The following is a 25,933-nucleotide window of genomic DNA, read 5'->3' on the forward strand; positions in this document are numbered from 1 at the left end:
AGCTGACATGGCAGAGACCTCGGCGTTGTGCGATATCCAGAGCATCGGTAGCGCTTTCGCAAGCGACCTCTCTCTCACAGTGAGTTCAGCCGGGCTTGCCCCTTGGTACAGTTGCCATTGCTGACGTGATGGGCAAGGAAGAACCAAGAAAGTACGAGTTGATGGAGAAGCTGTGTTGGTGGGCCCCTTGCGCTCAGCTACTTTTCCATCTGCATATTGACTGCACGGCGCGATGCTCATCGCTCAATGGACGGGCGTTGGCATGCCAGCTTCATTGATATGAATGGACGCCGAAACTTTCTATTCATCTACATCCGGAGTTCCATGATGATTCGACCGTTGGTTGCCGTCGGGATGCTCGTTTTTTCTGTCAATGCGCATGCGACTCCTCTGGGATATGACAAGCAAGCCGAAGTTTCCCTTATTGATGGGCGGCCTGCGATCTGCCTTCCGAAAAAGGCCCGATCACCTTTCCCCATAGGCTGGGCAACGCTGTCTGAAGCCAGTGATCAGAACGATGGGGTCTGGAGCATTGAACTGAAGGATGGTGCTGCACCATTGATGCTGAAACCCGGTGACTGCTTCTCATATGGGCGTGTGCCCAGCTCATACGCTGTCGAACCCTTGAGAGGAAGGGAGAGAGTGTTGGAACTGCGGCCAGGCTTGGCGTATGTGTTCAGGCTGAATTCTTCTGTGCACTCAGCAGAGGCCTATTCGGTGTTGTTCTGCACTGGCCGGAAGCAGACGGAAGGTCGCGAAATTGAATCCATCAAGAAGGTAGACGACAGGACGAGGCGGTCCTCATGCTGATTCATAAGGTCGGAGTCTGATGCGGCGGTCCTTTCGTAGCGCGCGGTGCTTCGTTGGCTGCGATGCATGGTGCGTGGATCAGCAGCGCTCCCTGACAATCCTTGTCATTTCTGATAGAGAGGAGCTTCGATCGGGTCCAGCGTAACGTGTAGGCGAACGCTCATTTCTTTAAGATTCTTACGATCAAGATTGACCTCTTTTTTCCCGTCGCAGATCAGTAACTTCCTCAACTCTTCCTTGGAAGAGCTGCTTTGATGAACGAGTTGCTTGCAGTGCTGGGTGAGTCGAAGCTCCTTGATCCCCGCATTCAGATAAGTAGCGTCTTCTGTTGCATCTCGGACATGTAGATGGAAGCGGTACTCCCCTGAATTGATTGCGCTCTTTCTAGGTTCGTTCTGGAGTGTTAGTCCGACCGCTTCCAGTGGCAGTTTGCAAGCTCCGATGGAGTAATGCACGGGGATGTTTACACGTGATGGCTTGGATTCATCCGGGCTGGATAGATGAAATGCCTTTGTGACAGATCTCGGGCCGGGGATGTTGCTCACAAAGGAAGTTACTCCGCTGCAGTTCAGATCTTTCGCATCTCGTGGTGCATAGTGTGCGACAAGAGTCATGTGCAGCTGTGCCGGCAGTTGGGCTGTCAAGTTGAATGTTCTCGAAGATGCGCGCTTGGTCGTGGAAAGTGCAATTTCCTTGCTGATGACAGCTGCCGTCCGGCATCCCGATGTGATTAATGCCATCGAAACCAATAGCAGTGAAAGGGTGGTGCGGCCGGTTGCCAAGATGAGAGGTCCTGTCGAGGCCCAATGGGTTGTGCGAAGTGACATTCGATAGTGCTGCCAGAGCGATGGAATCGCGACATTTCGTTATAGATGCTCGAAGTAGGATCAAACATGCAACTAGTTGCAGAATATGCTGAATAGGTAAGAATGAATGCATCAGGAGGGTAGGTTGCGTTTCCTGATGAGGTGATGCGCAAAGAGTCGAAGCAGAAAAGCGATCCCGAAACTGAAGACGTTTTCCCATTGGCAAATTGCATGCTTCATCCCCACTTCACCCACACTCCATCGCCCCTCCATCCGCGCTAGCGAAGCTGCATCTCCGACTCTCCACGGCGATGCCGCAATGCCTCACACTCCCTCCGCCTACGACCACGATGTGGTCATCGTCGGCGCCAGCTTCGCCGGTGCCGCCTGCGCGCTGGCCGCTGCTCAATACGGCTTGCGCGTCTGCGTGCTGGAACGCAGGACCGACCCCGGCGAGCGCCTGCACACCACCGGCATCGTGGTGAAGGAAGCGATGGAGCAGACCTGGCTGGGGCGCATGCCCGAACATCTGGTGCAGCGGGTCGCCAACGTGCGCCTCTATGCGCCGAACCTGCGCAGCGTATTGCTGGCCGCACCGGGCTATTACTTCCTCACCACCGATACGCCGAACGTGATGCGTTGGCTGGCCAGCGAACTGCGCGCGAACGGTGTCGACCTGCGCCTGCAGCAGTCCTTCACCGACGCTCGCCGCTGTGGTGACGGCTGGCAGGTCGAAGGGACAGGGCGCTGCGCCTATCTGGTCGGCGCAGATGGCGCACGCTCACGCGTTGCCCAGCGCACCGGGCTTGGCCAGGTGCGTGACAACCTCTACGGCGTCGAGCGTGAGTTCGCCGGCCTGCAGGTGACAGAGGGCGACGCGTTGCATTGCTTCGTCAGCAAGCGCTTTGCACCGGGCTACATCGGCTGGGTCGCGCAGAATCCAACCGGCCTGCAGGTCGGGCTGGCCCTGCGCCATGATCCGCGACAGGCGCGGCCGCCGGATATTGATGGTTTCCTTGAGTATGTGCGCGATGTGGTCGGCATCCCGCCATCTGCGCGTCCCTCGGCCACCCGCGCCGGCCTGGTGCCCTGCGGCCGGCCGGATGGGCCGATCACCGGCCAACGCGTGATCCTGACCGGCGACGCGGCGGGCATCGTCTCGCCGCTCTCCGCAGGGGGCATCCACTCCTCGTGGCGGCACGGCTGGGCGGTCGGCGAGGCGATGGCCCGCCATCTGCGTGGGCAGGGGCCGGATGCGGAACGGGTGGCGCGGCAGGTGGCGCCGGCGTTCCATGGCAAGCGCCTGCTGCGCTGGGCGATGGATCATCTGCAGGCCGACTGGCCGTTCAACGCACTGCTGCACACGGCGGCCACGCGGCGCATTGCCGAGCAGGTCTACTTCCACCGCCGTGGCCTGCGCACGTGACGCGCGCTTTGCCAATGTAATTCCAGAATTCTGTATTTATATAGCTGAATGCGCAAATAAAACACAAAATTCGGGAGTTAAATCAATTGAATGGAGTTGGGGTTAATTCTATAATTTTGGGTGCTAAATAGCATAGATAGGGGATCATGCACGCTATGTTGGATTTAAGCCTCAGCAAGCCCAGCGAGGTCGTCAAGCGACTCTGCGGGCGCTTGCGTACAGAACGCATGGCGTTGGGCATGACACAGTCGGATCTGGCCGGGCGTGCCGGCATTGGTACCAACACCGTGTCCAACCTGGAGGCCGGGCGCAATGTTGGCTTCGAGGCGGTGGTCCGCGTGGCGATGGTCCTTGGTCGGATCAACGAGCTCGAAGGCCTGTTCCAGCCAAAGTTGGACAGCATCGAAGACATTCGGCGCTACGAAGAGGCCGCGAACCGCCTCCGGACGAAGAGGAAGCCCCGTAATGCCTGAACAGGTGAAGGTCTTCTACGAAGGGTGGGGAGAGCGATGGCACTGGGGAACGCTGATCTCCAGCATCGCCCTGACCGGTCGCCCGCTGGTCGCGTTCGAGTACAGCAACGAGGCCCGGCGAAGGGGACTGGAACTGTCTTCGTACAAGCTGCCGCTGGCCGGCCCTCCGTTGCGGCGGGATTTTCCGGACCATCAGCTGCAACTGCCCGGGCCTGTGTATGACGCGTTGCCAGACGGCTGGGGCATGCTGCTGATGGACCGCATGTTCAGGCGCCGCGGAATCAACGCAGCACGCATTGGCCCGCTCCAGCGGCTGGCCTATGTCGGTGGCAACGCGATGGGGGCCATGACGTTTGAGCCCGTGGCGCCCGAAGGTGAGGCGCCGAAGGTCCATATACCGCTAGAGCAGCTTTCCGCGGAAGTGCAGCAGGTGCTCCACGGAGAAGGCGGTGAATTCCTGCAGACCTTGCTGCTGGTGGGTGGTTCGCCCCAAGGTGCAAGGCCCAAGGCCCTGGTCTATCGCGATCCGCGATCGGGCGCGTTCACCACGGCCGTCACGCCCGGCTTCGAAGCCTGGTTGATCAAGTTCCCGGCCAGAGAAGAGCATGCCGAGGTGTGCGCCATCGAAATGGTCTACGCCGAGTGTCTGCGCAGGTGTGGCATCGAGACCCCGGACACGCAGTACTTCAGCCTGCCCAACGGACTGGCCGCGTTCGCCAGCAAGCGCTTTGATCGCCACGATGGGTTGCGTGTGCCGATGCAGAGTCTTGCTGCATTCACGGGCGCCAACTACCAGACGGCGGGGTCGTTGGACTATGTCAACTTCCTGCGCGCGACCCGGTTGTGCACCAATGACGTGCGGCAAATGGCCGTGGCCTTCGAACGTGCGGTCTTCAACGTTGCGTTCAACAACCGGGACGATCATCCGAAAAACTTTGCCTACATCATGTCGCCAGATGGGCAATGGCGTTTGGCTCCGGCCTACGACGTGACCTTCTGCGAAGGACCCAACGGATATCACCAGATGGACGTCATGGGGGAGGCACTGGAGATTTCCCGTGCTGACCTGCTTCGCCTTGCCGAAGAGGCAGAAGTGCAGCACGGGGACGCCAGCCTGGCGATTGGCAGCATTTGCGACGTGGCCAGCCAATTCACGGAAATCGCCAACAGCATGTACTCAAACGTTATTGCTCAAGATACCTTGATCATGATCCAGGGGCGCATCAACGAGAACGTAGCTCTGTTGCGGGAAGTCCGGCGTGGCCTGCGGACCTGAGGGCCGGGTCCAAGGGCCTGAACGCCGCCCCACAATGCGGCCGAAAATTCCTGTTGACGCCGTGCAGCAATATCGACACAATAGCGCTCCTTCGACGCAGGTCGAACGAAATCTGCGGGAATAGCTCAGTTGGTAGAGCGCAACCTTGCCAAGGTTGAGGTCGCGAGTTCGAGTCTCGTTTCCCGCTCCAGATTCAAGAAGAACGCTCCCGAAAGGGGGCGTTTTTCGTTTGTCACACCGGTTGCACCACCACCGCGCCAGCGTGCCTTGCCGGGCAGGGCGCTGCACCAGGTCCGGGCATTCTGCCGGTCGAAACCGGGGCAGCGGTTGTCCTGCGGGATGTAGACGTAGGGAACGTCATCCTCGTAGGTGAAGTGGTAGTAGTAGGTGCGGTCCTTCCCATACAACCAGTAGTTCGACGAGCCGTCGTTGATCGCATACGGCTCGAAGGTGAGGATCGAGGATTCGGCGGGAATGAAGTTGCTGCGCTCCATCAGTAGCAGCAGGGCGTTCGAGACCAGTGGGGTGGTCAGGACGAGCACGATCACACCGACAGTCGCTGTCGTGATCGAGCCAATCAGCAGCCAACGGCGAGGGTGTTTCACGGTCGTGCAGCATCGAAGCAAGGAATTGCGGCAATGTGCAATACGCCGTGAAAGTCGTCCAGTGTTCCGTGCCGGGAACGCATTGAAAGCGTAGTGAAAGGCTGGGTCGGCGTTGCCTGAACCGCACGCGTGCTGTGACCTTTTTCGGACGATTTCTCCATGTTCGCTCCACAATCGCGCGGTAGCCTTCATGCTCCTTCTACACGTTGGCGGGCTGGTGGTCAGGCGTATCACTTCAGTGGCAGCGCCCAGGACAGGGCGTGGACTCTCCCTGCAGGCAGTGCTGCGCCCCGGCGCGTTGTTGGCAACCCTGGCCTTGGCGGGTTGCATGTCGGTGTCCGTCCCGGACCTGCCTGATCGCACACCCAGCGCCTGGACCCAGGTGCCGCAGGGGCTGGGTGTGGCGGTGGACGCCAGGCAGTGGTGGAAGGTGCTGGCCGACCCGGCGCTGGACGGACTGGTGGACCAGGCCATCGCAGGCAACCTTGATCTGCAGCAGGCCACGTTGCGCCTGCAGGCAGTGCGGATCGTCGCCGGCGCCTCGGATTCGCGCTTCCTGCCGGAGATCTCGGCCAGCGCCAAGCAGGTACAGGACGCCGCCGCGGTCGACACCTATTTCCATGCAGGCATCGAAGCGATCTGGGACCTGGGGCTGTTCGGCGCCGCCGAGAGCGCGCAGCTGAGCGCGCAGGCCTCGACCGGCAATGCCGAGGCGCTGCGCAATGCCGCACAGGTGGCGGTGATTGCCGACGTGGTGCGCAGCTATCTGGACCTTACCGTGGCACAGGCCCAGCAGGACCTGCTGGCCCGGCAGCAGGCTGTGGACGACCGCGGCGAACAGCTGGCGCTGGTCCGTCAGCGGCTGCGTCTGGATGAGCCGGGCGAGCTGCAACGGCTGCGCGCGCGGCAGGCGGCCACCCGTGCGGCCATCGCGCAGGCGCGGGAAAACGCCGACAACGCCGCCCGTGCGCTGGCATTGCTGCTGGGCCGCGAGCGTCCGGATCCGGCCTGGCACGCCTACCGCACCCCGCCGACGCTGGGTGCGTTCACGCTGCAGCAGGTCCCTGCGGATCTGCTGCGCCACCGCCCGCAGATTCTGCTGGCCGAATCAGAGGTGATGCAGGCAGCGGCCAGCAAGGGTTCGGCGCGCGCTGCAATGTATCCGCGGATCAGCCTTGGCGGCTCCATCCTGTACGCGTACAACCTCACCCAGAACGCCCGCTCCAATTCCGATTCGAGCCCGTCGATCGGCCCGTACATCGATATTCCGCTGTGGGACTGGGGCCAGCGTCGCGCGCGGTTCCATGCCGACGAGAAGCAACTGGACGCCGCCTTGCTCGGCTACCGCAAGGCCGTGCTGGAAGGCGTGAGCGAAGTGGAAGGTGCACTGGGTAGCCTGGCGCGCCAGGACAGCAGCATCCAATCGCTGCGTGCGGCCAATGATGCCGCCAACCAGCAGGTCAAGCGGCAGGCGCGGCAGGTGCAGCTGGGCCTGTCCAGCGAATTCGACGGGCTGGATACGCAACGCGCCGCACTCGCCTCGCAGGCCGACCTGATCGCTGCGCAGGGCGCGCGCGTGCTGGCCTTTGCATCGCTGTACCGCGCCCTCGGCGGTGCCCCGCTGCCTGCCGAGGGTGAGGGCGAACCGCAATGATCGCACTCGCGCGCAAGACCCTGGCCTATGAGTGGCGCCGTTTCCTGCCGGTGGTGCTGGCGATGTGTTTCGCCGGTGTACTGTTGATCGTGCAGGCGGCACTGGTGCTGGGCATCTTCGGTACCGCCGCGATCTACGTGAAGGCATCCTCGGCCGATCTCTGGGCCGGTTTTCCCGGCACCCAGAGCGTCAACTACGGTCATGCGATCAGCGCCGATGTGGAAAGCCACCTGCGCATGGACCCCGATGTCACCCGCGTCGAACCCTACGAGTGGGTCGACGGCGAATGGCGGTCCGGCGCGCAGGGCACCGGCAATGTGTCGGTGTACCTGTCCGGCATCTCCACCCGGGACGACGCGATGATGTTCGCGCGCATCCTGCCTGCGAACCTGCGCGCGCAGCTGCGCGAGCCGGGTGCGGTGATCGTCGACAGCGCCGATCTGGATACGCTGGGCGTGGACCTGCAGAACAACCGTGCCTGGATCAATGGCAAGGCAGTGCGCGTGGTCGCCGCACAATCGGGCCTGCGCGGCCTCGGTGGCGTCAACGTTCTGGCCTCGCTGGACACCGCGCGCGCCATCGCCGGCACTGACCCGCACGAGGGCAGCACCTATTTCGTGGCGGGCCTGCGCTCGCCGGACCTGGCCGACCGCGTGCGTGACCGCTTGGCCGCGTCGATGGGCCAGGCCACACCGGTCGAGTTCTGGACCGCGCCGGCGTTCGCCAGCCGTTCGCAGCAGTATTGGCTGTTCGATACCGGCGCAGGGATCGCCGTGTTGTTCATGGCCGTCATCGTCTGCTTCGTCGGTGCGGTGATCACCAACCAGTCGTTCGCCTCGGTGGTGGCCGGCTCGGTACGCGAGTACGCCACGCTCAATGCACTCGGTGCAGGCCGCTATGCGCTGGCGCGGGTGGTGTTCGAGCAGGCATTGCTGATCGGTGGCGTGGGCATGCTGCTGGCGGCGGCGTTCAGTACCGTGGTGCTGTTGATCGCGCAGACCCAGCGCGTGCCGGTGCAGCTGACGCCGATGGTGATCCTCGGCTGCGTGGCGCTGGTCGCGGTGATGGCCATGCTCTCCAGCATCATGGCGGTGCGCAGTGTCGTCCGCTCCGATCCATCGTTGCTGCTGCGTTGAGGACCGGCCGATGACTTCCGCACGCGCCGTCGTCCCGACCCTGCAGGCCGACGCATTGGAAAAAGGCTTCATGTCCGGTGATGTGCAGGTGCCGGTGCTGCGTGGCCTGTCGCTGGACATCTATCCTGGCGAGCTGACCCTGGTGTCGGGCCCGTCCGGCTGCGGCAAGAGCACACTGCTGTCGCTGCTGTCCGGCCTGTCCGCACCCGATGGCGGTCGCGTGCACGCGCTGGGCCAGGACGTGGGCCACATGACCCGCAGTGAAGTGGAGCGTTTCCGCCTGCACCATGTCGGGTTCGTGTTCCAGGGCTTCAACCTGTTCCCGGCACTGACTGCGTTGGAGCAGGTACAGCTGCCACTGGGCTACCGCGGCATGCGCAATCGCGAAAGCGAGCCGCTGGCCCGCAGGGCGCTGGAAGAAGTCGGCCTCAGCCACCGCAGCCACATGCGCCCGGCGCAGCTGTCCGGTGGCGAGAAACAGCGCGTGGCGGTGGCGCGTGCCTTCGCCAAGTCGCCAACGCTGATCTTCGCCGACGAACCCACCAGCGCGCTGGACGCCGAGAACGGTCAGCGCGTGATCGACATCCTGCATCGCTATGCGCGGGAGCATGGCGCGACTGTGCTGTGCGTGAGCCACGATCCGCGCCTGATCCGGCATGCCGATCGGGTGATCGCCATGGAAGACGGCATGGTCCGTGATGACCGCCGCCAGAACGAAACCGTAGAGTCCGCCCCATGACCAAGACGTCGCATCTGCTTCCCCTCAGCCTGGCCCTGTCCGCGGCACTGCTGCTCGGCGCCTGTTCCAGGGAAGCGCCCACCGTCGCATCGGCCCCCTCAGGCAAGGCGGGTACTGCCGCCGCCGGCAAGGTCGCCGTGGCACGGGGCATCATTGACATCGAAGGTGGCCTGATCGCACTGGCACCGCCGGTGGATGGCTCGATCACTGCCGCGCCGGTGAAGGAAGGCGCCACGGTGAAGAAGGGGCAGCTGCTGCTGTCGCTGGATGGCGCCCTGTTGCAGCAGGAAGTGGCAATGGCCACCGCCGATCTGGCCTTGGCCAATGACCGCCTGAAGGGCAGCCAGGCGCAGCTGCGCGAACTGGAGCGCAACGCCACCCGACTGTCCACGGGCGCCAGTGAAGGTGTGTCCTCGAACCAGCAGGCCGATGCGGCCAAACAGCAGCTGGCCGGTGTGCGTGCCGATGTCGAGGTGGCCGGTGCGCAGGTCGACCTGGCGCAGCACAAGCTGGAGCACGCGAAGCTGAGACTGCAGCAGATGTCGTTGAGCGCGCCGGAAGCCGGCACCGTGGTCGGCCAGGTGCCGGGCGTCGGTGCCTTCGTGCAGGCGGGCAAGCCGGCGATCTCGTTGCTGCCGGCGCGCCCGCTGCAGGTGCGTGCCGAGCTCAGCGCCGCCTACGCCGATGCCGTGCAGGTGGGCATGAAGGCTGCTGTCGTGCCGGACAGTGATGGTGCGGAGAACACGGGCACGTTGCCACCTGCACGCGTGGTACGCATCAGCCCGGTGTTCGCGCAGGCACGCCTGCCTGAAGATGCCGGGCGTGGCGTGGCCAAGGTGGTGGAGTGCGTGCTGGAGTTTGACGGCGAGGCCAAGGCACGCTTCGGCCAGCATGTGCGGGTGGAGTTCCGGAAGTAGGTCTCTAGCGCTGCGGCGGGGGAGTCTGTGGTGACCCGCGCCGGCAGAGCGCCCGCCACGCGCTCACCGCCGACACCACGCACAGCGCCAGCAGCAATCCCACGTCCAGCAGCAGCAACCACAGCAGGTGCATGCCTTGTACCGGCGGCTGGTGCATCGCCGACAGCATCCACGGTATCGACCACACCAGCAGCAGGGCGAAGGCGATAAGCAGGCGCAGCCACAGGCGTTTGAGCTTCCACGGGCGCACGATCAGCGCCGCCACCACCAGTTCAACCGTGCCCAGCAACGCGAACACGATGACGGTGCTGGTCGGGTAGGGCAGCTGGGCGCCTTCCAGGCGATGCAGCAGCCAGTAGTCTGGGGTGAAGCCAGCATTGACAAGTGCGGCGATCAGCGCCAACCAGGTCAGCGCGACCAGCAACCAGAACAGGCGGACGTAGCGTCTAGGCATCGGCGGTGTCCGTGCTTGGGCGGGGCAGCGTACCCCAGCCCGGACGCTCGTGACCGCATGATGTGAAGACTGTTGACGGCGTGAAGGAATTTGGACACAATAGCGCTCCTTCGACGCAGGTCGAAGAATCTGCGGGAATAGCTCAGTTGGTAGAGCGCAACCTTGCCAAGGTTGAGGTCGCGAGTTCGAGTCTCGTTTCCCGCTCCAGATTCTACAGGGCCCCGGTAGGGGCCTTGTTTTTCTCCCGCCCCGGCAAGGCGGGGCACGTTGGGCCACAAGGCTTTACGCGCAGTCAGAAAAGTGAAATCGCTGGTGTGTTTTCCGGATTTCCGGTAGCATGTCGGCTTACGCGGGAATAGCTCAGTTGGTAGAGCGCAACCTTGCCAAGGTTGAGGTCGCGAGTTCGAGTCTCGTTTCCCGCTCCATGTTCCGACAGGCCCCATCTTGGGGTTTTGTCTTGTCAGGGCTAGGTTCCTGGCGCGCAGTACGTTGGCCTCATGGCAGAGTGGCTATGCACCGGATTGCAAATCCGTTTACAGCGGTTCGATTCCGCTTGAGGCCTCCAATTGAAAAGCCCTGACTCCGGTCAGGGCTTTTTTGTTGGCTGCGATCGCTTTCCCGCTCGCGCGATCGTTGCGCGGCTGGCGGTCAGTCATGACGGAGGCGGCGGCGCTACACTTGCCTGATGAACCAGATTGACCACTTCCGCGGCGCCTTGCTCGGCCTGGCGTGCGGCGATGCCGTCGGTACCACGCTGGAGTTCAAGCCTCGTGGCAGCTTCACCCCGATCACCGACATGGTGGGCGGTGGGCCGTTCCAGCTGCAGCCGGGGCAATGGACCGACGATACCTCCATGGCGATGTGCCTGGCCGAGAGCCTGGTGCGTTGTGACACCTTCGATGTGCACGATCAGATGAACCGCTACGCCAACTGGTACCGGCATGGGTACTGGAGTGCGACCGGCGAGTGCTTCGATATCGGTATGGCAACGCGGGCTGCCATCGACCGGTTCCTGCAGGATGGCCATCCGCTGGCGGGGAGTGACGACCCGCGCAGCGCTGGCAATGGCTCGATCATGCGTTTGGCGCCGGTGGCATTGCGCTACGCCGGGACCCCCGATCTGCAGGCCATGGCCGCGTTGAGTTCGCGAACCACGCACGCTGCGCAGGAGTGCCTGGAGGCGTGCCGCTTGCTGGTGGTCGCGCTGGAGCGGGCGTTGGCAGGTGGCACCCGCGACGGGGTGCTGGATCTCAGCAATGTTCCCGTCGAGAGCGTGCGGCTGCAGCAGATCGCGGCGGGCGGCTACCGCGGTGCCGCGCGTGAGCAGATCCGTGGCAATGGCTATGTTGTCGACAGTCTGGAAGCTGCACTCTGGTGCTTTGATCGCCACGACACCTTTGAAGCCGTCGTACTCGAGGCGGCCAATCTTGGCGAGGACGCCGACACCACGGCCGCCATTGCGGGGCAGCTGGCGGGCGCATTCCATGGTGCGCGCGGAATCCCCGGGCGGTGGTTGCAGCGGCTGGCCCTGCGTGCCGAAATCCAGGCGCTGGCCGATGCGCTGCACGCCTTGAACCAGGGCAGCGACCGCGCTGCGTGAGTCGGGTTCCCTGCCTGTGAACTGCGCCGGCAGGGCGCTCCCTGCGGCCGCCATTTCCGACGCCGCGCTGCTTCACCTGCAGCCGTTCGCCGCGCCCCGGTCGCCAGTCTCAGCCGGCCACGACATGGAAAGGCGCTATGGTCGAGTTCCACGTCTCAGGGAGCCGCAATGGCGAGCAAGGACATCACGCGTCGTTCCAGCCACGGAGCGAAACGGAAATGAGCAAAGTCACGGCAGATGTGCGCTGGTTGACCTTCCGCTTGAAGAACGGGCAATCCATTGGCCCGGATCGGCTGAAGGACGGATGGGTCATCGCCTCGGAAACCGCCCGCTGCGGGGTGCGCCGCGAGCATATCGAAGGGTCGGGCCTGGTGTATGCCCTGTACGCGCCGGCCAACCTGGCCTCACCACGGCGCGCGGAAATGCGCATGCGCGAATTCCTGATGAGCTCGGGCTACACCTTCACGATGGGCACGCTGGGCGGCTGACCTGCGCGTGGGCCGCGATTGCTCAACGCTGCGCGGCCTTCAACGCCTCGATGATCTGCGCGCCGGAGAAGCCACAATGGCCTTCGCCAACGGGCGGCAGCACCTGTGGCAGCGGACGGGCGCCGGCCCGTGCGGCCGTCTGCGGATACACCGTCTGCATGCGCGGCACGATCGTCGGGTCGTAGTTGTTGAACTGGATCACCAGCGGTCGCCTCAACGCACCGCTCAATGCCAGCTCCCTGCGGACAGCGGCCTGCGCGGCAGGCACGGCGTCGACACGTTGCACGCCGGCATTGAACGCCATGTCGTCACCGAAGCCGCTGTAAGCCACACCTCTGTTGCCCACCGGCATGCCGCCACTGCGCGTGGCCAGTTCGTGCAGGACCAGTGCATGCAGGCTGATCGTGCCGGCCAGTGCATCAGCGGACACCTGCAGCCGCTGTGCCAGCAACGCGGCATGCGAGGGGCTGCGTTGCAGCGCATTGGAGATGCCCTGGTACAGTTCGCCCTGTGGCAGCGCAGCCGCGTCGCGTGAGACCAGTCCCGCAGCCGGCAGGCCTTCGGCCTTGGCAAAGAAGTAATCGAAAGCGACCAGCGTGGTCAGCATATCACTCGCGATCTGTTCGCCACTAAGATTGGCGCCGCATAGCGACACGCCACCAGCGTAGTGTTGCGGGAACCGTTCGAGGCTGGCGAGGGTCACGGCGCCGCCCATCGAAAATCCCAGCATCCAGATATGGCGCACATGCTTGAGTTCAGCCACTGCATGCCGGCGCAGGCGTTCCATGTCGGTGATCGCATCGGCCACCGCCCAGCCCTGGCTGGCATAGGCGCTCTGCGCGACGGCGTAGCCTGCCGCCAGCAGTGGCGCGGTGCCGTCATTGGCAGCCATCGGCGTAGCACGTGGCATGCCTACCGGCTCGTAGCCGTGCGCCAGCATTACCAGGTCACCGTTCCAGTCAGCCGGAACGTCCAGGCGCCACGGGGCCCTCTGCAGCTCGCCACTGAACGTGCGCGGTGATGCAGCGGGTGCGGCCATCACCTGTGTCGCAGGGAATAGCAGGGCGAGGGTGAGGGCACATCGTAGCAAGCGACACATCACGGGCATTCCATCCGGGAATGGCATCAGCTTAGACCCCGCCAGCAGCCTGCGCGCGCTGCACTGCCGCAGGAAGGGCGGGCTGGGGGGCGCCCGCTCCCGGAGTTGATCACGTCCGCTACGGGAGGATTCCGATACGATGTGTCGCCTTGATCTCTTTCTACTTTACCCAGGGTCCCGTCATGGTCGACCGGCTCGCCATTCTGCTTGAACGCTTTGCGGTCACTGCCTCGGTGTTCCATGCCGGCGCGCTGTGCGGCATCAACTCGCTGGCGGGCGAGGATGACGCCGGGCAGCTGCATCTGGTGCGACGTGGCCCGTTGCAGGTCAGCCATGGCCAGCAGACCGTCCAGGTCGAGGTGCCGAGCCTGCTGCTGTACCCACGGCCGATGCCGCATCGATTCAGTACCGATCCGCAGCACGGCGCCGACATGGCCTGCGCCAATCTGCATTTCGAGGGCGGGCGGCTCAACCCGATCAGCGCGGCGTTGCCCGATTTCATCTGCCTGCCGCTGGCCGATCTGTACGGCGGCAACGCAGCGCTGGAGCTGCTGTTCGAAGAAGCCTTCGAGCAGCGCTGCGGGCGTGCGGCGATGGTCAACCGGCTGTTCGAGGTGGTGATGATCCAGGTGCTGCGGCAGCTGATGGAAGGGGGCGAGATGCGTGGTGGCCTGTTTGCCGGGCTGGGGCATCCGCGGCTGCGGCTGGCGCTGGTGGCGATGCATGAAGCGCCCGCACAGTCCTGGACCCTGGAAGACCTGGCCGAGGTCGCCGGCATGTCACGCAGCGTCTTTGCTGCCAGTTTCCGTGAGGCGATGGGCACTACTCCGGGCCAGTACCTGCAGGGCTGGCGGGTGGGCTTGGCGCAGCAGGCGCTGCGCCAAGGGCGCCCATTGAAGCGGATCGCTGACGACGTCGGCTATGGCAGCGAAGCAGCACTGTCGCGCGCATTCAAGGCACATACCGGACAGTCGCCGCGGGAGTGGCGCGGACAGGCCCGCGCCGGCGCGGGCTGAGCCTCAGCCCAGCACCAGCCGGGCCAGTTTCATGCCACCGAACAGGCCGACCAGGCCCAGTGCCACCGAACCGCCGGCATACAGCGCCGCCAGGCCATGCTGGCCGCGCTGCAGCAGCAGTCCGATTTCCAGTGCGTAGGTGGAAAATGTGGTGTAGCCGCCGAGGACGCCGGTGGCCAGCAGAAGGCGCAACTGCGGCGAGGCGCCATTGCGCAGGGCGAAGGCTTCGACCAGCACGCCCATCAGCAGTGCACCGCTGATGTTGATCAGGAAGGTCGACCATGGCCACGGGCTGCCGACTGATACCCGCGCACCGATCAGGTTGCAGGCATAGCGAAGGCAGGCGCCGAGCCCGCCGCCGATGAAGACCAGCAGATAATTGTTCAATGCGTGCATCACGTGCCTCGGTTGCGGGTTCGCTGATTCGATGGCGAACGCCGACAGCAGGCACGACCCGCCATCGACGAACACCGGTTCGTCCTGGCAGGAGCCATCAGCCCTTTCGGGCGGTTATCGGGGGAGCCCCATCCCCATCCGCGACCATGCTACCAGTGGCGGTGCATTCACGTCATCGAGGTCGTCAGCACCCGGATGACCTTGCTGCGGCTGAAGCCGTCCATCAGCAGTTCGAAGGCCAGCAGGTCCAGGGCCGCGTGGCGGCGATGGTCGATCTGCAATCCCTTCTCCTCCACCAGATGGCTGACCAGTTCGTAGGCGTCCTGCCAGACATCCAAGTGGGCCTGGCTGGGAATATAGGTATTGCCCCGCTCACCGACGCCAAGCCCACTCACGCCGTACAGCAGTTCACGCGCGTCCAGTTTGGCCGCATCGGCGATGCGGAACAGCTGTTCGGCCTTCACATGGGCGGGGCTGACATGGTCGTTGAGCCAGTTGCTGATGGTTGCCGTCGTCGAATCGGCGGCGCGGGCCAGATCGGCCGGGCGAGGGTGCCCGGCTTTCTTCATGGCAATGGCGAGTCGTTGGCCGAGAGTATTCATCTATGCAAGCCAGCTTAACGCGTGGATCGCAAAGTTCCCTTGTTCCAAGAATAAGTCTGGTTAACAGAAGGACCGACCGTGACCGAATTCTGGAGCAAGGGGCAGGTACGCGCCCGGCTGGGTTTCCGGACCGATGCCGAACTGGCGCGCTTTTTTGGCATAAGCCGATCTGCCGTGTCGCAATGGCCCAAGAACTTTCCGATTCCTGCGCTACGCCAATACATCCTGCATCAGCGCTATCCCAACCTGTTCCCCGCGACTGAGGCTACGCAGGGCGAGTAAGCCTCAACTACGCCGCCTTTTGTCGCATATAGCACTCTAAACAGTATTTGCTAAGTATGCTTAGCAACATTGGAAACTTCGATGGAACGGGGCTTGCCCATCGATGGCGCCTACCAAAGCGGGGCCGGGAAATCGGAGCAGTGTGTCGGGTCCGACCCATCCGGGTACCCCGTCTCCCCGTATGTGGTTTCGTGAACGATTAATAATTTCAATCACGAAAGTCGCGGTATGTAATTGACCTGTCGTGAAATCTATGACTAATTGGGATCAACCGGACGTGAAGTCCGGGAGTCTTTCAGTAGCTCGCAAGTGAGTCGGTAGACCGTCAACGATGCAGAACAAGTCCAACGGAGGTCGTATGGAATACGGCATGCATGGCTTGGCTGAACGGGTACGCCGCGAACTGGAAGCCAGTTATCACAAACACGGATGCGGTCCGGCGTTCTGGGATACCTACCAGCAGGTGCTGGACCGCCTGGTCCCGCAGGGGACCGAGCGTACCGAAGTCACCAATGAAATGGCGCTGATCATCGAGCAGCTGGGCATCGTCCGACGAGCGCAGCTGGTGCCGCCGCACGCCAACGGGCAGCGTTGATCCGTTGATTCAAAGCAGGCGCCAGGCGCCGCAGGCCAACAGCGCCAGCAGCATCGACAGCAGTGCCAGGGTCCGCGGTCGCCACCATTGCCGCGGTTGCCCGGCCATGGCCTGCGGACTGCAGTAGCGTACCAGCCCCGGGCCGAAACCGGCCTGGTGCTGCTGCTGCGAGCAGGCCTCCAGGCAGGCGCCGCAGGCCAGGCAATCGGCCTGAGGTCCCTGGCGGATATCCAGTTGCATCGGGCAGGCGCTGACACAGGCAGCGCAATCGGTGCAGTCGCCCAGGCGGTCGGCGCTGAAGGTAGGCATCGGTCCGGCCAGCAGCGGATGTGCAGCGCGGAACACGTAGTCCTGTGCGGTGGTCGGGTCGAGCAGGCCACGGCCGCGTCCGAGCACGCCCCCCAGCCCCGACGGACGCATGCCGCGCGGTTCGCCGCGGCGCGCGTCGTACAACATGCGCGGTGTATGCGGATCGGTCAGCAGCGGCTGCAGGCGCGCGAACGGGCACAGCGAACGGCACACCTGCTCGCGCAGGAAGCCGGCATTGCCCCAGGTGGCGGCGGCATAGAACAGCACCCAGAAGGTTTCCCAGCCGCTCCAGCCGGCATGCGGCGCGGCGGCCACCAGTTCTTCGATCGGGCTGAACAGACCGACGAACGTGATGCCGGTCCACAGCGACAGCAGCCCCCATGCCACCTGGGTGGCAGGGCTCACGCCGGGCGCTGGCAAGGCCCGGGCCATGGCGCGCGCAATCCAGTCGAAGGCGCAGCGCCATAGCGTCTGCGGGCAGGCGTGGCCGCACCAGATGCGGCCGGCGAGGTGGGTGAGCAGCGCGAGGCCGACCGCCAGCACCGCCAGCAACCCGATCAGCACGCCGACATCGCTGGGCCACAATGTCCAGCCAAACAGGTCAAAGCGCCGTGCGTTGATGTCCAGCAGCAGGGCCTGCCGCCCATTCCAGCGCAGCCATGGCAGGGCATAGAACAAGGCCAGCAAGAGCATGCTGAGCGCGGCGCGCCAATGCCAGCGGCGTGGGATTCCGGTGCAGGGCGTACTCATCCCAGCGGCAGCTCGTCGTCGTCGTCGCTTGGCATCGGTCGCTGCAGGTACCAGGTGACCGCGCTGGACAGTGCGGTCACCGACCAGAACATGAAGAATCCTGCCGTATAGCCCAGTTCGCGGCTGATCGCCGTACCCGGAAAGCTGATCGCCTGCAGACGCAGCGGGTCGACAAAGGCGAAGAACACCACGCTGGCCAGGCCTGCAGCGATGAAGCTGGGCCAGAGGATGGCGCCCCAGTGGTGGATCAGCTGCTGGCGGCGGCTGGGAGAGGGTCTGTTCATGCTGTCCCGGATCGGAATGAGGGCGGCGCGTATACTCCGCCGAGGCTGGCGCAGCATCCGCAGGGCATGCTTCCTGCAGGCGTGCCAGCCTAGGTGCAGCGAACTGCGCCGACATTGATCTGGATCAACGGCGGTGCCGGCCGGCTACGGCACACTGCCGGCAAGCTTTGGGTGCCCCGATGAACGCAACGCCGCCGCCCGTCCTGCCCGTCGCCTCGCCCGGGTTGTGCACCGAGCAGGAAGTGACCCGCCTGGTCCACGACTTCTATGCGCGCGTGCGCGAGGAAGAGCGGTTGGGGCCTGTGTTCGAGGCGCACGTACACGACTGGCCGGAACACCTGGCGCAGTTGGTCGATTTCTGGTCGGCAATGCTGCGCGGCACGCGCCGCTTCAAGGGCTCGCCGATGTCCAAGCACATGGCCATCGAGCTGGACAAGGACCTGTTCGACCGCTGGCTGGTGCTGTTCCGGATCACCACCGCCGAGTGCGGCAACCCGCCCATGCAGGTGCTGGCCAACGACGTCGCCACGCGCATCGGTGACACCTTCTGGAAGCGCTACCAGATGCTGCGCTGGCCGCAGGTCGGCCTGCCGGTGCTGGGAATCCCCGCCCGCGATTGATCTGGGTCAAGGCGGTCGGGTACGCCCGGCGCGATGCTGGCGGCATGGACACGTTCTCTCCCGCCGCCGGCGGTCTTGCCTGGACCTTCGACCCCGACCTGCTGCGCCGGCATGACCGGCCGGGGCCGCGCTACACCTCGTATCCGACCGCGCCTCATTTCCACGATGGCTTCGATGCGCCGGCACTGCGCCAGGCAATCGCCGACAGCAACCAGCTGGCCCGCGCGCTGTCGCTGTACGTGCATGTGCCGTACTGCTCCAGCCCCTGCTTCTACTGCGGCTGCAACCGGGTGATCACCCGCGACCGCGGCCGTGGCCACAGCTACGTCGCGCGTGTGCTGGCCGAGGCCGACCTGCTGGCGCCGCAGTTCGAGGACGGCCGTGAGGTCATCCAGCTGCACCTGGGCGGGGGAACGCCGAACTTCCTCGAGGCCGAGGCGATGACCGCGCTGGTTGAAGGACTGCGCCGGCGCTTTGATTTCAGCGATTCGCCGCAGCGCGATTTCTCGATCGAACTCGATCCGCGCTTCATCGATACCCGCGATGTCGCCATGCTGGCGCGGCTGGGCTTCAACCGCGCCAGCCTGGGCGTGCAGGACTTCGACCCACAGGTACAGGAAGCGATCAACCGCGTGCAGGGCGTGCAGCAGACGCTGGACATCCTGCAGGCCTGCCGCGACAGCGGCATGCGTTCGGTCAACGTCGACCTGATCTATGGGCTGCCGGGACAGAGCCTGGAAGGGTTTGGCCGCACCCTGGAGCGGGTGCTGGCATTGCGCCCGGATCGCCTGGCGGTGTACGGCTACGCACACCTGCCGCATCTGTTCCGCGCACAGAAGCAGATCGACGAACGCCACTTGCCTTCGCCGGAAGACAAGCTGGCGCTGCTGGGCCTGGCGGTGGAGAAACTCTCTGCGGCCGGCTACCAGTACATTGGCATGGATCACTTCGCATTGCCGGAAGAAGATCTGTCACGTGCGCAGCGCGCCGGGCAGCTGCATCGCAATTTCATGGGCTATACCACCCACGCCGATACCGATCTGCTCGGCCTGGGCGTGAGTGCGATCAGCCACATCGGTGCCACCTACAGCCAGAATCCGCGCGACCTGCCGTCGTGGGAGGATGCCGTGGACCAGGGTCAGTTGCCGGTGTGGCGCGGCGTGGCGCTCAGCGCCGACGACCAGCTGCGCGCAGAACTGATCCAGCAGCTGATGTGCCAGGGCGAGGTGGACGGTGCGGTGCTGGGCCAGCGCCATGGCGTGGATTTCGAGCAGTACTTCGCCGAAGACCTGCGTTCGGTGCAGCGGCTGCAGGAAGACGGCCTCGCCGAGTACCGTGACGGTGTAGTGCGCGCCAGCGAGCCTGGACGGCCGTTGCTGCGGCTGCTGGCGATGTGCTTCGACCCGTACCTGCGTGCCGCCTGCGAGCAGCCGCGCTACTCGCGTGCAATCTGACGTTCGTCGTGAAAAGTGCGATGGTGCCCGGAGCCGGAATCGAACCGGCATGGGGTTGCCCCCGGCGGATTTTAAGTCCGATGCGTCTACCAGTTTCGCCATCCGGGCCTGCAGCGCGGCGCCGATTGTAGCCCAGCTGCAGAATCCCGACCGGATTGCAGTGGAGCGGCGGTGTGCTTAACTGTCGCTCCCATTCATGTCATAGTCCAAAGCCTCGTTCCCAGGGGGGGAGCCACCCGATGTCGCTGCACGCGATTGCCTATGCCAGCGAGGCCCGCGCCGACCTGCAGACAACCGATCTTGACCGCCTGCTGGCCGATGCCACGGCATTCAACCGAGTAGCCGGTGTCACGGGTGTGCTGATGTTCGATGGCAGCCGTTTCCTGCAGTACCTGGAAGGCCCGGAGGATGGCATCGATTCGGTGTACCAGCGCATCGCCAATGCGCGCAGCCATGGACAACTGAAGGTGCTGTGCCGCGCGCCGGTGGCGCAGCGGGCATTCCCGCGCTGGTCGATGGGGACCCGGCGCATTGATACAGAACTGCTGGTACAGATCGTCGACGCCTCATGGCCGGGCTTCGTGCTTGGCGGCGGTGGCTTCGAGCGCCTGCTGCAGGCCTGGACCGGCGCCGATGGCGAACTGGAGCCGGCCGCGGTCGCATTGGGTTCCTGACCCCACCTTGGCGGCCGGGCACCCGGGCCGTTAGGCTGTAGCCTTTCTGGCATGGATCTTCCCGGAGTGGCAAAGCGAATGAGTAGGTCGGCCATGCCCATGGCAGTACGCATGCGATTTCAGCCGTTGCATGGGATGCGGCGTTGAGCGCGCCGCTTGCGGCAGCAGCGTCGCCGCGCTTCGCGGTGATCGGGCTGGGCTACGTGGGCCTGCCACTGGCGGTGGCCTTCGGCCGGCACTGGCCGACGCTCGGCTTCGACATCGATGCTGATCGCATCGCCGAGCTCCGTGACGGCCAGGACCATACGCTGGAAATGGAGGCCGATGAGCTGGCCAGTGCGCAGCAGTTGCAGTACGGCAGCGATCCGGCTTTGCTCGATGCCTGCAATGTCTACATCGTTACCGTGCCGACCCCGATCGATGCCTATGAGCAGCCCGATCTGGAGCCGCTGCGTTCGGCGACGCGGCTGATCGCCAGCCACCTGCGTGCGGGTGACCTGGTGATCTACGAATCCACGGTGTACCCCGGCACCACCGAAGAGGTCTGCGTGCCGCTGCTGGAGCAGCTGTCCGGACTGCGCTTCAACGAAGACTTCTACTGTGGTTACAGCCCGGAGCGGGTCAGCCCCGGCGACCGACAGCGGCGCCTGGCCGATATCCGCAAGATCACCTCGGGGTCGACACCGGAAGTGGCTGCGGTGATTGATGGCCTGTACCAGCGCATCATCGCCGCCGGTACCTTCCCGGCGCCGTCGATGCGTGTGGCCGAAGCGGCCAAGGTGGTGGAGAACATCCAGCGTGACGTCAACATCGCGCTGGTCAATGAGCTGGCGCTGATCTTCGACCGGCTCGGCATCGACACCCAGGATGTGCTTGACGCCGCCGGCAGCAAGTGGAACTTCCTGCCGTTCCGGCCGGGCCTGGTCGGCGGCCACTGCATCGGCGTGGACCCGTACTACCTGCTGCACAAGTCCGAGAGCGTGGGTTACCACCCGGACCTGATCCACACCGCGCGGCAGGTCAACAACCGCGTCGGTGAGCACGTGGCGTCGCGTGTGCTGGCAATGCTGGCCGAACGCGGCCGCGCACCTGCGCAGTCGCGTATCCTGGTGCTGGGCGTGACCTTCAAGGAGGATTGCCCGGACCTGCGCAACAGCCGCGCGCTGGAACTGGCGCAGCGCCTGCGTGATGCCGGCGCACAGGTGGAGGTCAGCGACCCGTGGGTCGGCCCGGCGGCATTGGCCGACGCGGGCGTGCACTGGCTGGCCGAGCCGTTGGCGGGGAGTTACGACGCCGTAGTTCTGGCAGTGGCCCATGCCCGATTCAAAGCCATGGATGACGCCGCAATCCAGGCGCTGCTGGCGCCCGGCGGCATCGTCTACGACGTGAAATCGGCCTGGCCGCGCAACGTGGTTGACGGTCGCCTGTAAACGCCGGTGATGGCCGGCGCGGTAGACTCGCAGGCAGTTGCAACCAAGGAACGCCATGCACCGGTATATCGTCTACCTGCTCGCCATCCTGATGTTTCCCATCTGCCTGTGGTTGGCCACGATCTGGCCGGCCTGGTACTGGGGCGTCGGCCTGACTGCCGCGATGGTGGCGCTGGGGACCTGGGATCTGCTGCAGAAGCGCAGCACGCTGCGCCGCAACTATCCGGTGATGGCGCATTTCCGCTATGGCCTGGAATCAATCGGCCCGGAAATCCGCCAGTACTTCGTGCAGAGCGACCTGGAGGACGTGCCGTTCTCGCGCCAGCAGCGTGCGCTGATCTACCAGCGCGCAAAGAACGAAATGGACACGGTGCCGTTCGGTACCCTGCGCAGTACCTATGCGGTGGATTACGAGTGGATCAACCATTCGCTGGCTCCCACCTCCATTGCCAAGCATGATTTCCGCGTGCTGATTGGGCCGAACTGCGCCAAGCCTTATTCGGCCAGCGTGTTCAACATCTCGGCGATGAGCTTCGGTTCGCTCTCGGCCAACGCGATCCGCGCACTGAACGAAGGTGCGCGGCGCGGTAGCTTCTACCACGACACCGGCGAAGGTTCGATTTCGCCCTACCACCGCGAGATGGGCGGCGATCTGGTCTGGGAAATCGGCTCGGGCTACTTCGGCTGCCGTGACGAGAAGGGTGGTTTCAGCGAAGAGCGCTTCGTCGCCAACGCTACCCACGACCAGGTCAAGATGATCGAGATCAAGCTGTCGCAGGGTGCCAAGCCGGGCCACGGCGGCGTGCTGCCGGCACCAAAGGTGACCGCCGAAATATCGGTGACCCGTGGTGTTCCGATGGGCGTGGACTGCGTATCGCCGTCGCGTCACTCGGCATTCTCGACGCCGGTCGAACTGTTGCAGTTCGTGGCCCGGCTGCGCGAGCTGTCCGGTGGCAAGCCGGTCGGTTTCAAGCTGGCCATCGGCCACCCCTGGGAATGGTTCGGCATCGCCAAGGCGATGCAGGAAACCGGGCTGCTGCCGGACTTCATCGTGGTCGATGGTGCCGAGGGAGGCACCGGCGCGGCGCCGGCTGAATTCGTCGACCATGTCGGCGTACCGATGCATGAAGCACTGCTGCTGGTGCACAACACCCTGGTCGGCCTGGACCTGCGCGAGCGCATCCGCATCGGCGCCGCTGGCAAGATCACCAGTGCGTTCGACATCGCGCGCACCATCGCGCTGGGTGCCGACTGGTGCAATGCCGGCCGAGGCTTCATGTTCGCGCTGGGCTGCATCCAGTCGTTGAGCTGCCACACCGACAAATGCCCGACCGGCATCGCGACCCAGGACCCTGCGCGCTGGAAGCATCTGGATGCACCGGACAAGGCCACCCGTGTGTACAGCTATCACGAGCACACGCTGCATGCCTTGAAGGAACTGTTGTGCGCGGCGGGCCTGAACGATCCGGCCGAGCTGGGGCCGGAGCACATCCTGCGTCGCGTGTCGCCGGTGGAAATCCGTTCGCTGGCGTCGCTTTACCGCTACCTGGAACCGGGCGAGCTGCTGCACAAGGTGCCCGACCATGCGGTGTTCCATGCATTCTGGGCCGATGCGCGCAGCGACTCGTTCCAGCCGCCGCCGAAGATCCAGGCTCTGCGCGCCAGCAAGTCGCGGTAGCGTGATGTTGTAGAGCCGAGCCCATGCTCGGCTGCCTTGCTGTAGAGTCAAGCCATGCTTGACTGCCTTTCGATCAGTCATCGCGAGGTCGGAACGAAGAACAGCCGAGCATGGGCTCGGCTCTACGAGGAGATGTCATGCAGTTCAGGACCGGCACCATGGATGACGTGGCCATGTTGTGGGCGTTGCGCACGCGCTGCGTGCGCGAGACCTGCAGCAGCCATTACCCACCCGAGGTCATTGCACCGTGGTCGGCCTCGCCGCCACCGTCGCAGTATGCGCGGTTGCTGGGGCAGGGCGGTTGCGTGGTGGCCGAGGACGGGCAGGGTGGCCTGCTCGGCTTCGGCGTCTTTGATGTCGATGCCAATGAAGTCGATGCGTTGTTCGTCGATCCGGATCATGGCGGCCTGGGCATTGGCCGGGCGCTGATGCAGCGCCTGCTGGCGATGGCTGATCGTGAGCGCGAGGTGGTGCTGTCGGCCTCGCTCAACGCCGTGCCGTTCTATCAACGGCAGGGCTTTGTCAGCGTGGGTGAGGAAGCCTATGCACATCCCAGCGGTGTGGCGTTGGCCTCGGTGAGCATGCGCAGGCCGTGGTGATGTGCCGTCGAGCATGGGCTCGACGCTACACGGCAGGCGTCACCGCCCGGCCAACCAACCGATCACGCCCTCGGCGGCACGCCGGCCACTGGCGTAGCACGCGGTCAGCAGGTAGCCGCCGGTGGGGGCCTCCCAGTCCAGCATTTCACCGGCGCAGAACACGCCAGGAACGGCCCGCAGCATCAGGCCATCATCCAGCGCATCCAGGCGCACGCCACCGGCGGTGCTGATCACCTCGGCCATCGGCCTTGGGCGCAGCAGGCGCAGCGGCAGGTGCTTGAGCGTGGCGGCCACAGCCGGCAGGTCGTTGCCGGCCTCCCTGCCAAGAATCTCGAACACGAGTGCGGCCTTCACCGCATCCAGACCCGCCTGGCGGCGCAGGTGCTCGCCGAAGCTTCGGCCCTTGCGCGGACGTGACAGGTCGGCCAGCAGGCGCGCCTCGTCGCGACCCGGCACCAGGTCCAGCCACAGCATTGCGTGGCCATCGCGGTTGATGGTCTCGCGCAGGTCGGCGGCCAACGCGTAGACCAGGCTGCCTTCAATGCCGTATTCGCTGGCCACGCACTCGCCTTGCAGCGACCGCGGTTGTCCAGCCAGGTCGATCCAGTGCGCGACCACCGGCCTCAATGGTGCGCCGGCATTGCGCTGGGCAAAGAACGGCGTCCAGTCCACGTCGAAGCCACAATTGGCTGACTGCAGCGGCGCGATGTCCACGCCACGCGCCTGCAGTGGCACGACCCAGGCGCCGTCGCTGCCCAGCTGCGGCCAACTGCCGCCGCCCATCGCCAGTACCGTGGCATCGGGGTGCACATCGATTTCCCCCGCCTCAGTGGCAAAGCGCAGGGCGCCGTCGTCGCTCCAGCCGATCCAACGGTGGTTGGCATGCAGGCGCACACCCTGATCCTTCAACCGGCGCACCCAGCCGCGCAGCAGCGGCGCCGCCTTGCGGTCGACCGGGAACACGCGGCCGGAGCTGCCCACATAGGTTTCCACGCCCAGGCCAGCGGCCCAGTCACGCAGTGCCTGTGCGTCGAAGCCGTCCAGCCAGCTGCCGACCACAGCGGCCTGCTCGCGGTAGCGGCTGTCGAACAACGGCCGCGGATCGGAATGGGTGAGGTTGAGCCCGCCCTTACCGGCGATCAGGAACTTGCGGCCAGGCGACCCCTTGGCCTCGTACAGGTCGACCTCCAGCCCAGCGGCACGCAGGCGTTCGGCGGCGAACAGGCCGGCCGGGCCGCCGCCAATGACGACGACCCGATGGGGCATGGCGGCATTACGGTTTGACATCGAGCAGCTCGACGTCGAACACCAGCGACGAGCCCGCCGGAATCGGGCCGACCTTGCGGTCCCCGTAACCGTAGTCCGGCGGAATCATCAGCGTGCGCTTGCCGCCGACCTTCATGCCGGCCACGCCCTCGTCCCAGCCGCGGATGACCTGGCCGGCGCCGAGCGCGAAGGTGAACGGCTCGCCGTGCTTGAAGGAGCTGTCAAAGGTCTTGCCGTGCCTGGTCTCGGTACGGTTGTCGTAGATCCAGCCGGTGTAGTGCACCGTGACCTTGCTGCCGGCGATGGCTTCGGCGCCGGTGCCGGGCACGGTATCGATCCGCTCGAAGGTGGTCAGCGTGCCGCCGGGCGGCGGGCCGGATGGTTCGGTCGAGCAGCCAGCGGCGGCGAGGGACAGCAGCAGGGGAAGCAGCAGGCGGCGCATCGGGCGTCTCCAGAAGGGCGCGGGGCGAGGGCGGCAAGGGTAGCGCATCGGCG

The 25,933-nt window shown here is 64.8% G+C and carries 27 protein-coding genes, 5 tRNA genes and 1 riboswitch; of the genes, 22 read left to right on the plus strand and 10 right to left on the minus strand.

Annotated elements, in window-relative coordinates; translation table 11 throughout:
- Positions 1 to 914: 914 nt before the first annotated feature.
- On the minus strand, positions 915 to 1,592 hold the full coding sequence (locus RCF13_RS24400) for a hypothetical protein (protein WP_134969364.1): 678 nt from the start codon (positions 1,590 to 1,592) through the stop codon (positions 915 to 917).
- A gap of 343 nt (positions 1,593 to 1,935) precedes the next feature.
- On the opposite strand from RCF13_RS24400, the gene RCF13_RS24405 reads away from it, so the two are divergent.
- The 8 genes from RCF13_RS24405 (at position 1,936) to RCF13_RS24440 (ending at position 9,842) form a co-directional block, all read left to right on the plus strand.
- Entirely contained in the window at positions 1,936 to 3,042 is a 1,107-nt protein-coding gene (locus RCF13_RS24405; RefSeq protein WP_231352654.1) for an NAD(P)/FAD-dependent oxidoreductase, read from the plus strand.
- Between the two features lie 146 nt (positions 3,043 to 3,188).
- Positions 3,189 to 3,515 (plus strand): helix-turn-helix transcriptional regulator, encoded by a 327-nt coding sequence (locus RCF13_RS24410; RefSeq protein ID WP_227200205.1) that lies wholly within the window; start codon positions 3,189 to 3,191, stop codon positions 3,513 to 3,515.
- Positions 3,508 to 4,791 (plus strand): type II toxin-antitoxin system HipA family toxin, encoded by a 1,284-nt coding sequence (locus RCF13_RS24415; RefSeq protein ID WP_134969459.1) that lies wholly within the window; start codon positions 3,508 to 3,510, stop codon positions 4,789 to 4,791. Before RCF13_RS24410 ends, RCF13_RS24415 begins: the two co-directional genes overlap by 8 nt.
- Positions 4,792 to 4,905: 114 nt before the next feature.
- Positions 4,906 to 4,981: transfer RNA gene (locus RCF13_RS24420), tRNA-Gly, on the plus strand.
- Between the two features lie 605 nt (positions 4,982 to 5,586).
- On the plus strand, positions 5,587 to 7,050 hold the full coding sequence (locus RCF13_RS24425; RefSeq protein WP_231352655.1) for an efflux transporter outer membrane subunit: 1,464 nt from the start codon (positions 5,587 to 5,589) through the stop codon (positions 7,048 to 7,050).
- Positions 7,047 to 8,186, plus strand: coding sequence for an ABC transporter permease (locus RCF13_RS24430; RefSeq protein WP_134968032.1), 1,140 nt, complete (start codon positions 7,047 to 7,049; stop codon positions 8,184 to 8,186). Before RCF13_RS24425 ends, RCF13_RS24430 begins: the two co-directional genes overlap by 4 nt.
- Before the next feature lie 10 nt (positions 8,187 to 8,196).
- Positions 8,197 to 8,925 (plus strand): ABC transporter ATP-binding protein, encoded by a 729-nt coding sequence (locus tag RCF13_RS24435; protein WP_308141619.1) that lies wholly within the window; start codon positions 8,197 to 8,199, stop codon positions 8,923 to 8,925.
- Positions 8,922 to 9,842 (plus strand): biotin/lipoyl-binding protein, encoded by a 921-nt coding sequence (locus tag RCF13_RS24440; protein WP_061478470.1) that lies wholly within the window; start codon positions 8,922 to 8,924, stop codon positions 9,840 to 9,842. Before RCF13_RS24435 ends, RCF13_RS24440 begins: the two co-directional genes overlap by 4 nt.
- 4 nt (positions 9,843 to 9,846) lie before the next feature.
- On the opposite strand, the gene RCF13_RS24445 is transcribed toward RCF13_RS24440, so the two are convergent.
- Positions 9,847 to 10,296 carry a hypothetical protein gene (locus RCF13_RS24445; RefSeq protein WP_134968034.1) on the minus strand — a complete coding sequence of 150 codons (450 nt, stop codon included), beginning with the start codon at positions 10,294 to 10,296 and terminating at the stop codon, positions 9,847 to 9,849.
- A gap of 131 nt (positions 10,297 to 10,427) precedes the next feature.
- Here RCF13_RS24445 and RCF13_RS24450 point away from each other — a divergent pair.
- From RCF13_RS24450 to RCF13_RS24470, 5 genes are all read left to right on the plus strand, one after another.
- Positions 10,428 to 10,503, plus strand: a tRNA-Gly gene (locus tag RCF13_RS24450).
- A 142-nt stretch (positions 10,504 to 10,645) separates the two neighbouring features.
- A tRNA-Gly gene (locus RCF13_RS24455) sits at positions 10,646 to 10,721 on the plus strand.
- A gap of 66 nt (positions 10,722 to 10,787) precedes the next feature.
- Positions 10,788 to 10,861: transfer RNA gene (locus RCF13_RS24460), tRNA-Cys, on the plus strand.
- Between the two features lie 120 nt (positions 10,862 to 10,981).
- Positions 10,982 to 11,896, plus strand: coding sequence for an ADP-ribosylglycohydrolase family protein (locus tag RCF13_RS24465; RefSeq protein WP_134968035.1), 915 nt, complete (start codon positions 10,982 to 10,984; stop codon positions 11,894 to 11,896).
- Positions 11,897 to 12,114: 218 nt separating this feature from the next.
- On the plus strand, positions 12,115 to 12,384 hold the full coding sequence (locus RCF13_RS24470; RefSeq protein ID WP_005415995.1) for a hypothetical protein: 270 nt from the start codon (positions 12,115 to 12,117) through the stop codon (positions 12,382 to 12,384).
- 22 nt (positions 12,385 to 12,406) lie between these two features.
- On the opposite strand, the gene RCF13_RS24475 is transcribed toward RCF13_RS24470, so the two are convergent.
- Positions 12,407 to 13,483, minus strand: coding sequence for a hypothetical protein (locus tag RCF13_RS24475; RefSeq protein WP_134968036.1), 1,077 nt, complete (start codon positions 13,481 to 13,483; stop codon positions 12,407 to 12,409).
- A gap of 182 nt (positions 13,484 to 13,665) precedes the next feature.
- On the opposite strand from RCF13_RS24475, the gene RCF13_RS24480 reads away from it, so the two are divergent.
- Positions 13,666 to 14,499, plus strand: a complete 834-nt coding sequence (locus RCF13_RS24480) for an AraC family transcriptional regulator (RefSeq protein ID WP_005415997.1) — start codon at positions 13,666 to 13,668, stop codon at positions 14,497 to 14,499.
- Between the two features lie 3 nt (positions 14,500 to 14,502).
- Here the strand turns inward: RCF13_RS24480 and crcB are convergent, their stop codons facing one another.
- Together crcB and RCF13_RS24490 are read right to left on the minus strand one after the other, a co-directional pair.
- Positions 14,503 to 14,895: a fluoride efflux transporter CrcB gene (gene crcB, locus RCF13_RS24485; protein WP_061478548.1), complete on the minus strand. Its 393-nt coding sequence runs from the start codon at positions 14,893 to 14,895 to the stop codon at positions 14,503 to 14,505.
- A gap of 81 nt (positions 14,896 to 14,976) precedes the next feature.
- Positions 14,977 to 15,040, minus strand: a riboswitch (Fluoride riboswitch).
- Between the two features lie 22 nt (positions 15,041 to 15,062).
- Positions 15,063 to 15,464 carry a helix-turn-helix transcriptional regulator gene (locus RCF13_RS24490; RefSeq protein WP_061478466.1) on the minus strand — a complete coding sequence of 134 codons (402 nt, stop codon included), beginning with the start codon at positions 15,462 to 15,464 and terminating at the stop codon, positions 15,063 to 15,065.
- A 111-nt stretch (positions 15,465 to 15,575) separates the two neighbouring features.
- On the opposite strand from RCF13_RS24490, the gene RCF13_RS24495 reads away from it, so the two are divergent.
- Together RCF13_RS24495 and RCF13_RS24500 are read left to right on the plus strand one after the other, a co-directional pair.
- Positions 15,576 to 15,779: a hypothetical protein gene (locus RCF13_RS24495; protein ID WP_061478465.1), complete on the plus strand. Its 204-nt coding sequence runs from the start codon at positions 15,576 to 15,578 to the stop codon at positions 15,777 to 15,779.
- A 358-nt stretch (positions 15,780 to 16,137) separates the two neighbouring features.
- Complete coding sequence (locus RCF13_RS24500; RefSeq protein ID WP_061478464.1) at positions 16,138 to 16,374, plus strand: hypothetical protein; 237 nt, start codon at positions 16,138 to 16,140, stop codon at positions 16,372 to 16,374.
- 9 nt (positions 16,375 to 16,383) lie between these two features.
- On the opposite strand, the gene RCF13_RS24505 is transcribed toward RCF13_RS24500, so the two are convergent.
- Entirely contained in the window at positions 16,384 to 17,433 is a 1,050-nt protein-coding gene (locus RCF13_RS24505; RefSeq protein ID WP_134968037.1) for a 4Fe-4S dicluster domain-containing protein, read from the minus strand.
- Positions 17,430 to 17,717 carry a hypothetical protein gene (locus tag RCF13_RS24510; RefSeq protein WP_061478462.1) on the minus strand — a complete coding sequence of 96 codons (288 nt, stop codon included), beginning with the start codon at positions 17,715 to 17,717 and terminating at the stop codon, positions 17,430 to 17,432. Before RCF13_RS24510 ends, RCF13_RS24505 begins: the two co-directional genes overlap by 4 nt.
- Before the next feature lie 179 nt (positions 17,718 to 17,896).
- On the opposite strand from RCF13_RS24510, the gene RCF13_RS24515 reads away from it, so the two are divergent.
- A complete protein-coding gene (locus RCF13_RS24515) occupies positions 17,897 to 18,337 on the plus strand; it encodes a group III truncated hemoglobin (protein WP_061478461.1) in 441 nt (146 codons plus the stop codon).
- Between the two features lie 44 nt (positions 18,338 to 18,381).
- On the plus strand, positions 18,382 to 19,791 hold the full coding sequence (hemN, locus tag RCF13_RS24520; protein WP_134968038.1) for an oxygen-independent coproporphyrinogen III oxidase: 1,410 nt from the start codon (positions 18,382 to 18,384) through the stop codon (positions 19,789 to 19,791).
- Positions 19,792 to 19,812: 21 nt separating this feature from the next.
- Here hemN and RCF13_RS24525 read toward each other — a convergent pair.
- A tRNA-Leu gene (locus RCF13_RS24525) sits at positions 19,813 to 19,899 on the minus strand.
- 131 nt (positions 19,900 to 20,030) lie between these two features.
- Here RCF13_RS24525 and RCF13_RS24530 point away from each other — a divergent pair.
- The 4 genes from RCF13_RS24530 to RCF13_RS24545 all read left to right on the plus strand — a co-directional run bounded on the left by RCF13_RS24530 (position 20,031) and on the right by RCF13_RS24545 (position 24,172).
- The gene (locus RCF13_RS24530; RefSeq protein WP_088497736.1) at positions 20,031 to 20,465 is read left to right on the plus strand and encodes a BLUF domain-containing protein; all 435 of its coding nucleotides are present in this window, start codon (positions 20,031 to 20,033) and stop codon (positions 20,463 to 20,465) included.
- A gap of 143 nt (positions 20,466 to 20,608) precedes the next feature.
- A complete protein-coding gene (locus RCF13_RS24535) occupies positions 20,609 to 21,895 on the plus strand; it encodes a nucleotide sugar dehydrogenase (protein ID WP_134968039.1) in 1,287 nt (428 codons plus the stop codon).
- Positions 21,896 to 21,950: 55 nt separating this feature from the next.
- The gene (locus RCF13_RS24540; RefSeq protein WP_134968040.1) at positions 21,951 to 23,573 is read left to right on the plus strand and encodes an FMN-binding glutamate synthase family protein; all 1,623 of its coding nucleotides are present in this window, start codon (positions 21,951 to 21,953) and stop codon (positions 23,571 to 23,573) included.
- A gap of 137 nt (positions 23,574 to 23,710) precedes the next feature.
- On the plus strand, positions 23,711 to 24,172 hold the full coding sequence (locus RCF13_RS24545; RefSeq protein ID WP_134968041.1) for a GNAT family N-acetyltransferase: 462 nt from the start codon (positions 23,711 to 23,713) through the stop codon (positions 24,170 to 24,172).
- A 39-nt stretch (positions 24,173 to 24,211) separates the two neighbouring features.
- Here RCF13_RS24545 and RCF13_RS24550 read toward each other — a convergent pair whose 3' ends face one another.
- Complete coding sequence (locus RCF13_RS24550) at positions 24,212 to 25,459, minus strand: TIGR03862 family flavoprotein (RefSeq protein ID WP_134968042.1); 1,248 nt, start codon at positions 25,457 to 25,459, stop codon at positions 24,212 to 24,214.
- Positions 25,446 to 25,880 carry an FKBP-type peptidyl-prolyl cis-trans isomerase gene (locus RCF13_RS24555; protein WP_049414258.1) on the minus strand — a complete coding sequence of 145 codons (435 nt, stop codon included), beginning with the start codon at positions 25,878 to 25,880 and terminating at the stop codon, positions 25,446 to 25,448. The genes RCF13_RS24550 and RCF13_RS24555 overlap by 14 nt, the downstream gene beginning before the upstream one ends.
- Positions 25,881 to 25,933 lie beyond the last annotated feature (53 nt).

The sequence above is a fragment of the Stenotrophomonas maltophilia group sp. RNC7 genome, from assembly GCF_030910085.1.
In the GTDB taxonomy this organism is placed as follows: domain Bacteria; phylum Pseudomonadota; class Gammaproteobacteria; order Xanthomonadales; family Xanthomonadaceae; genus Stenotrophomonas; species Stenotrophomonas sepilia.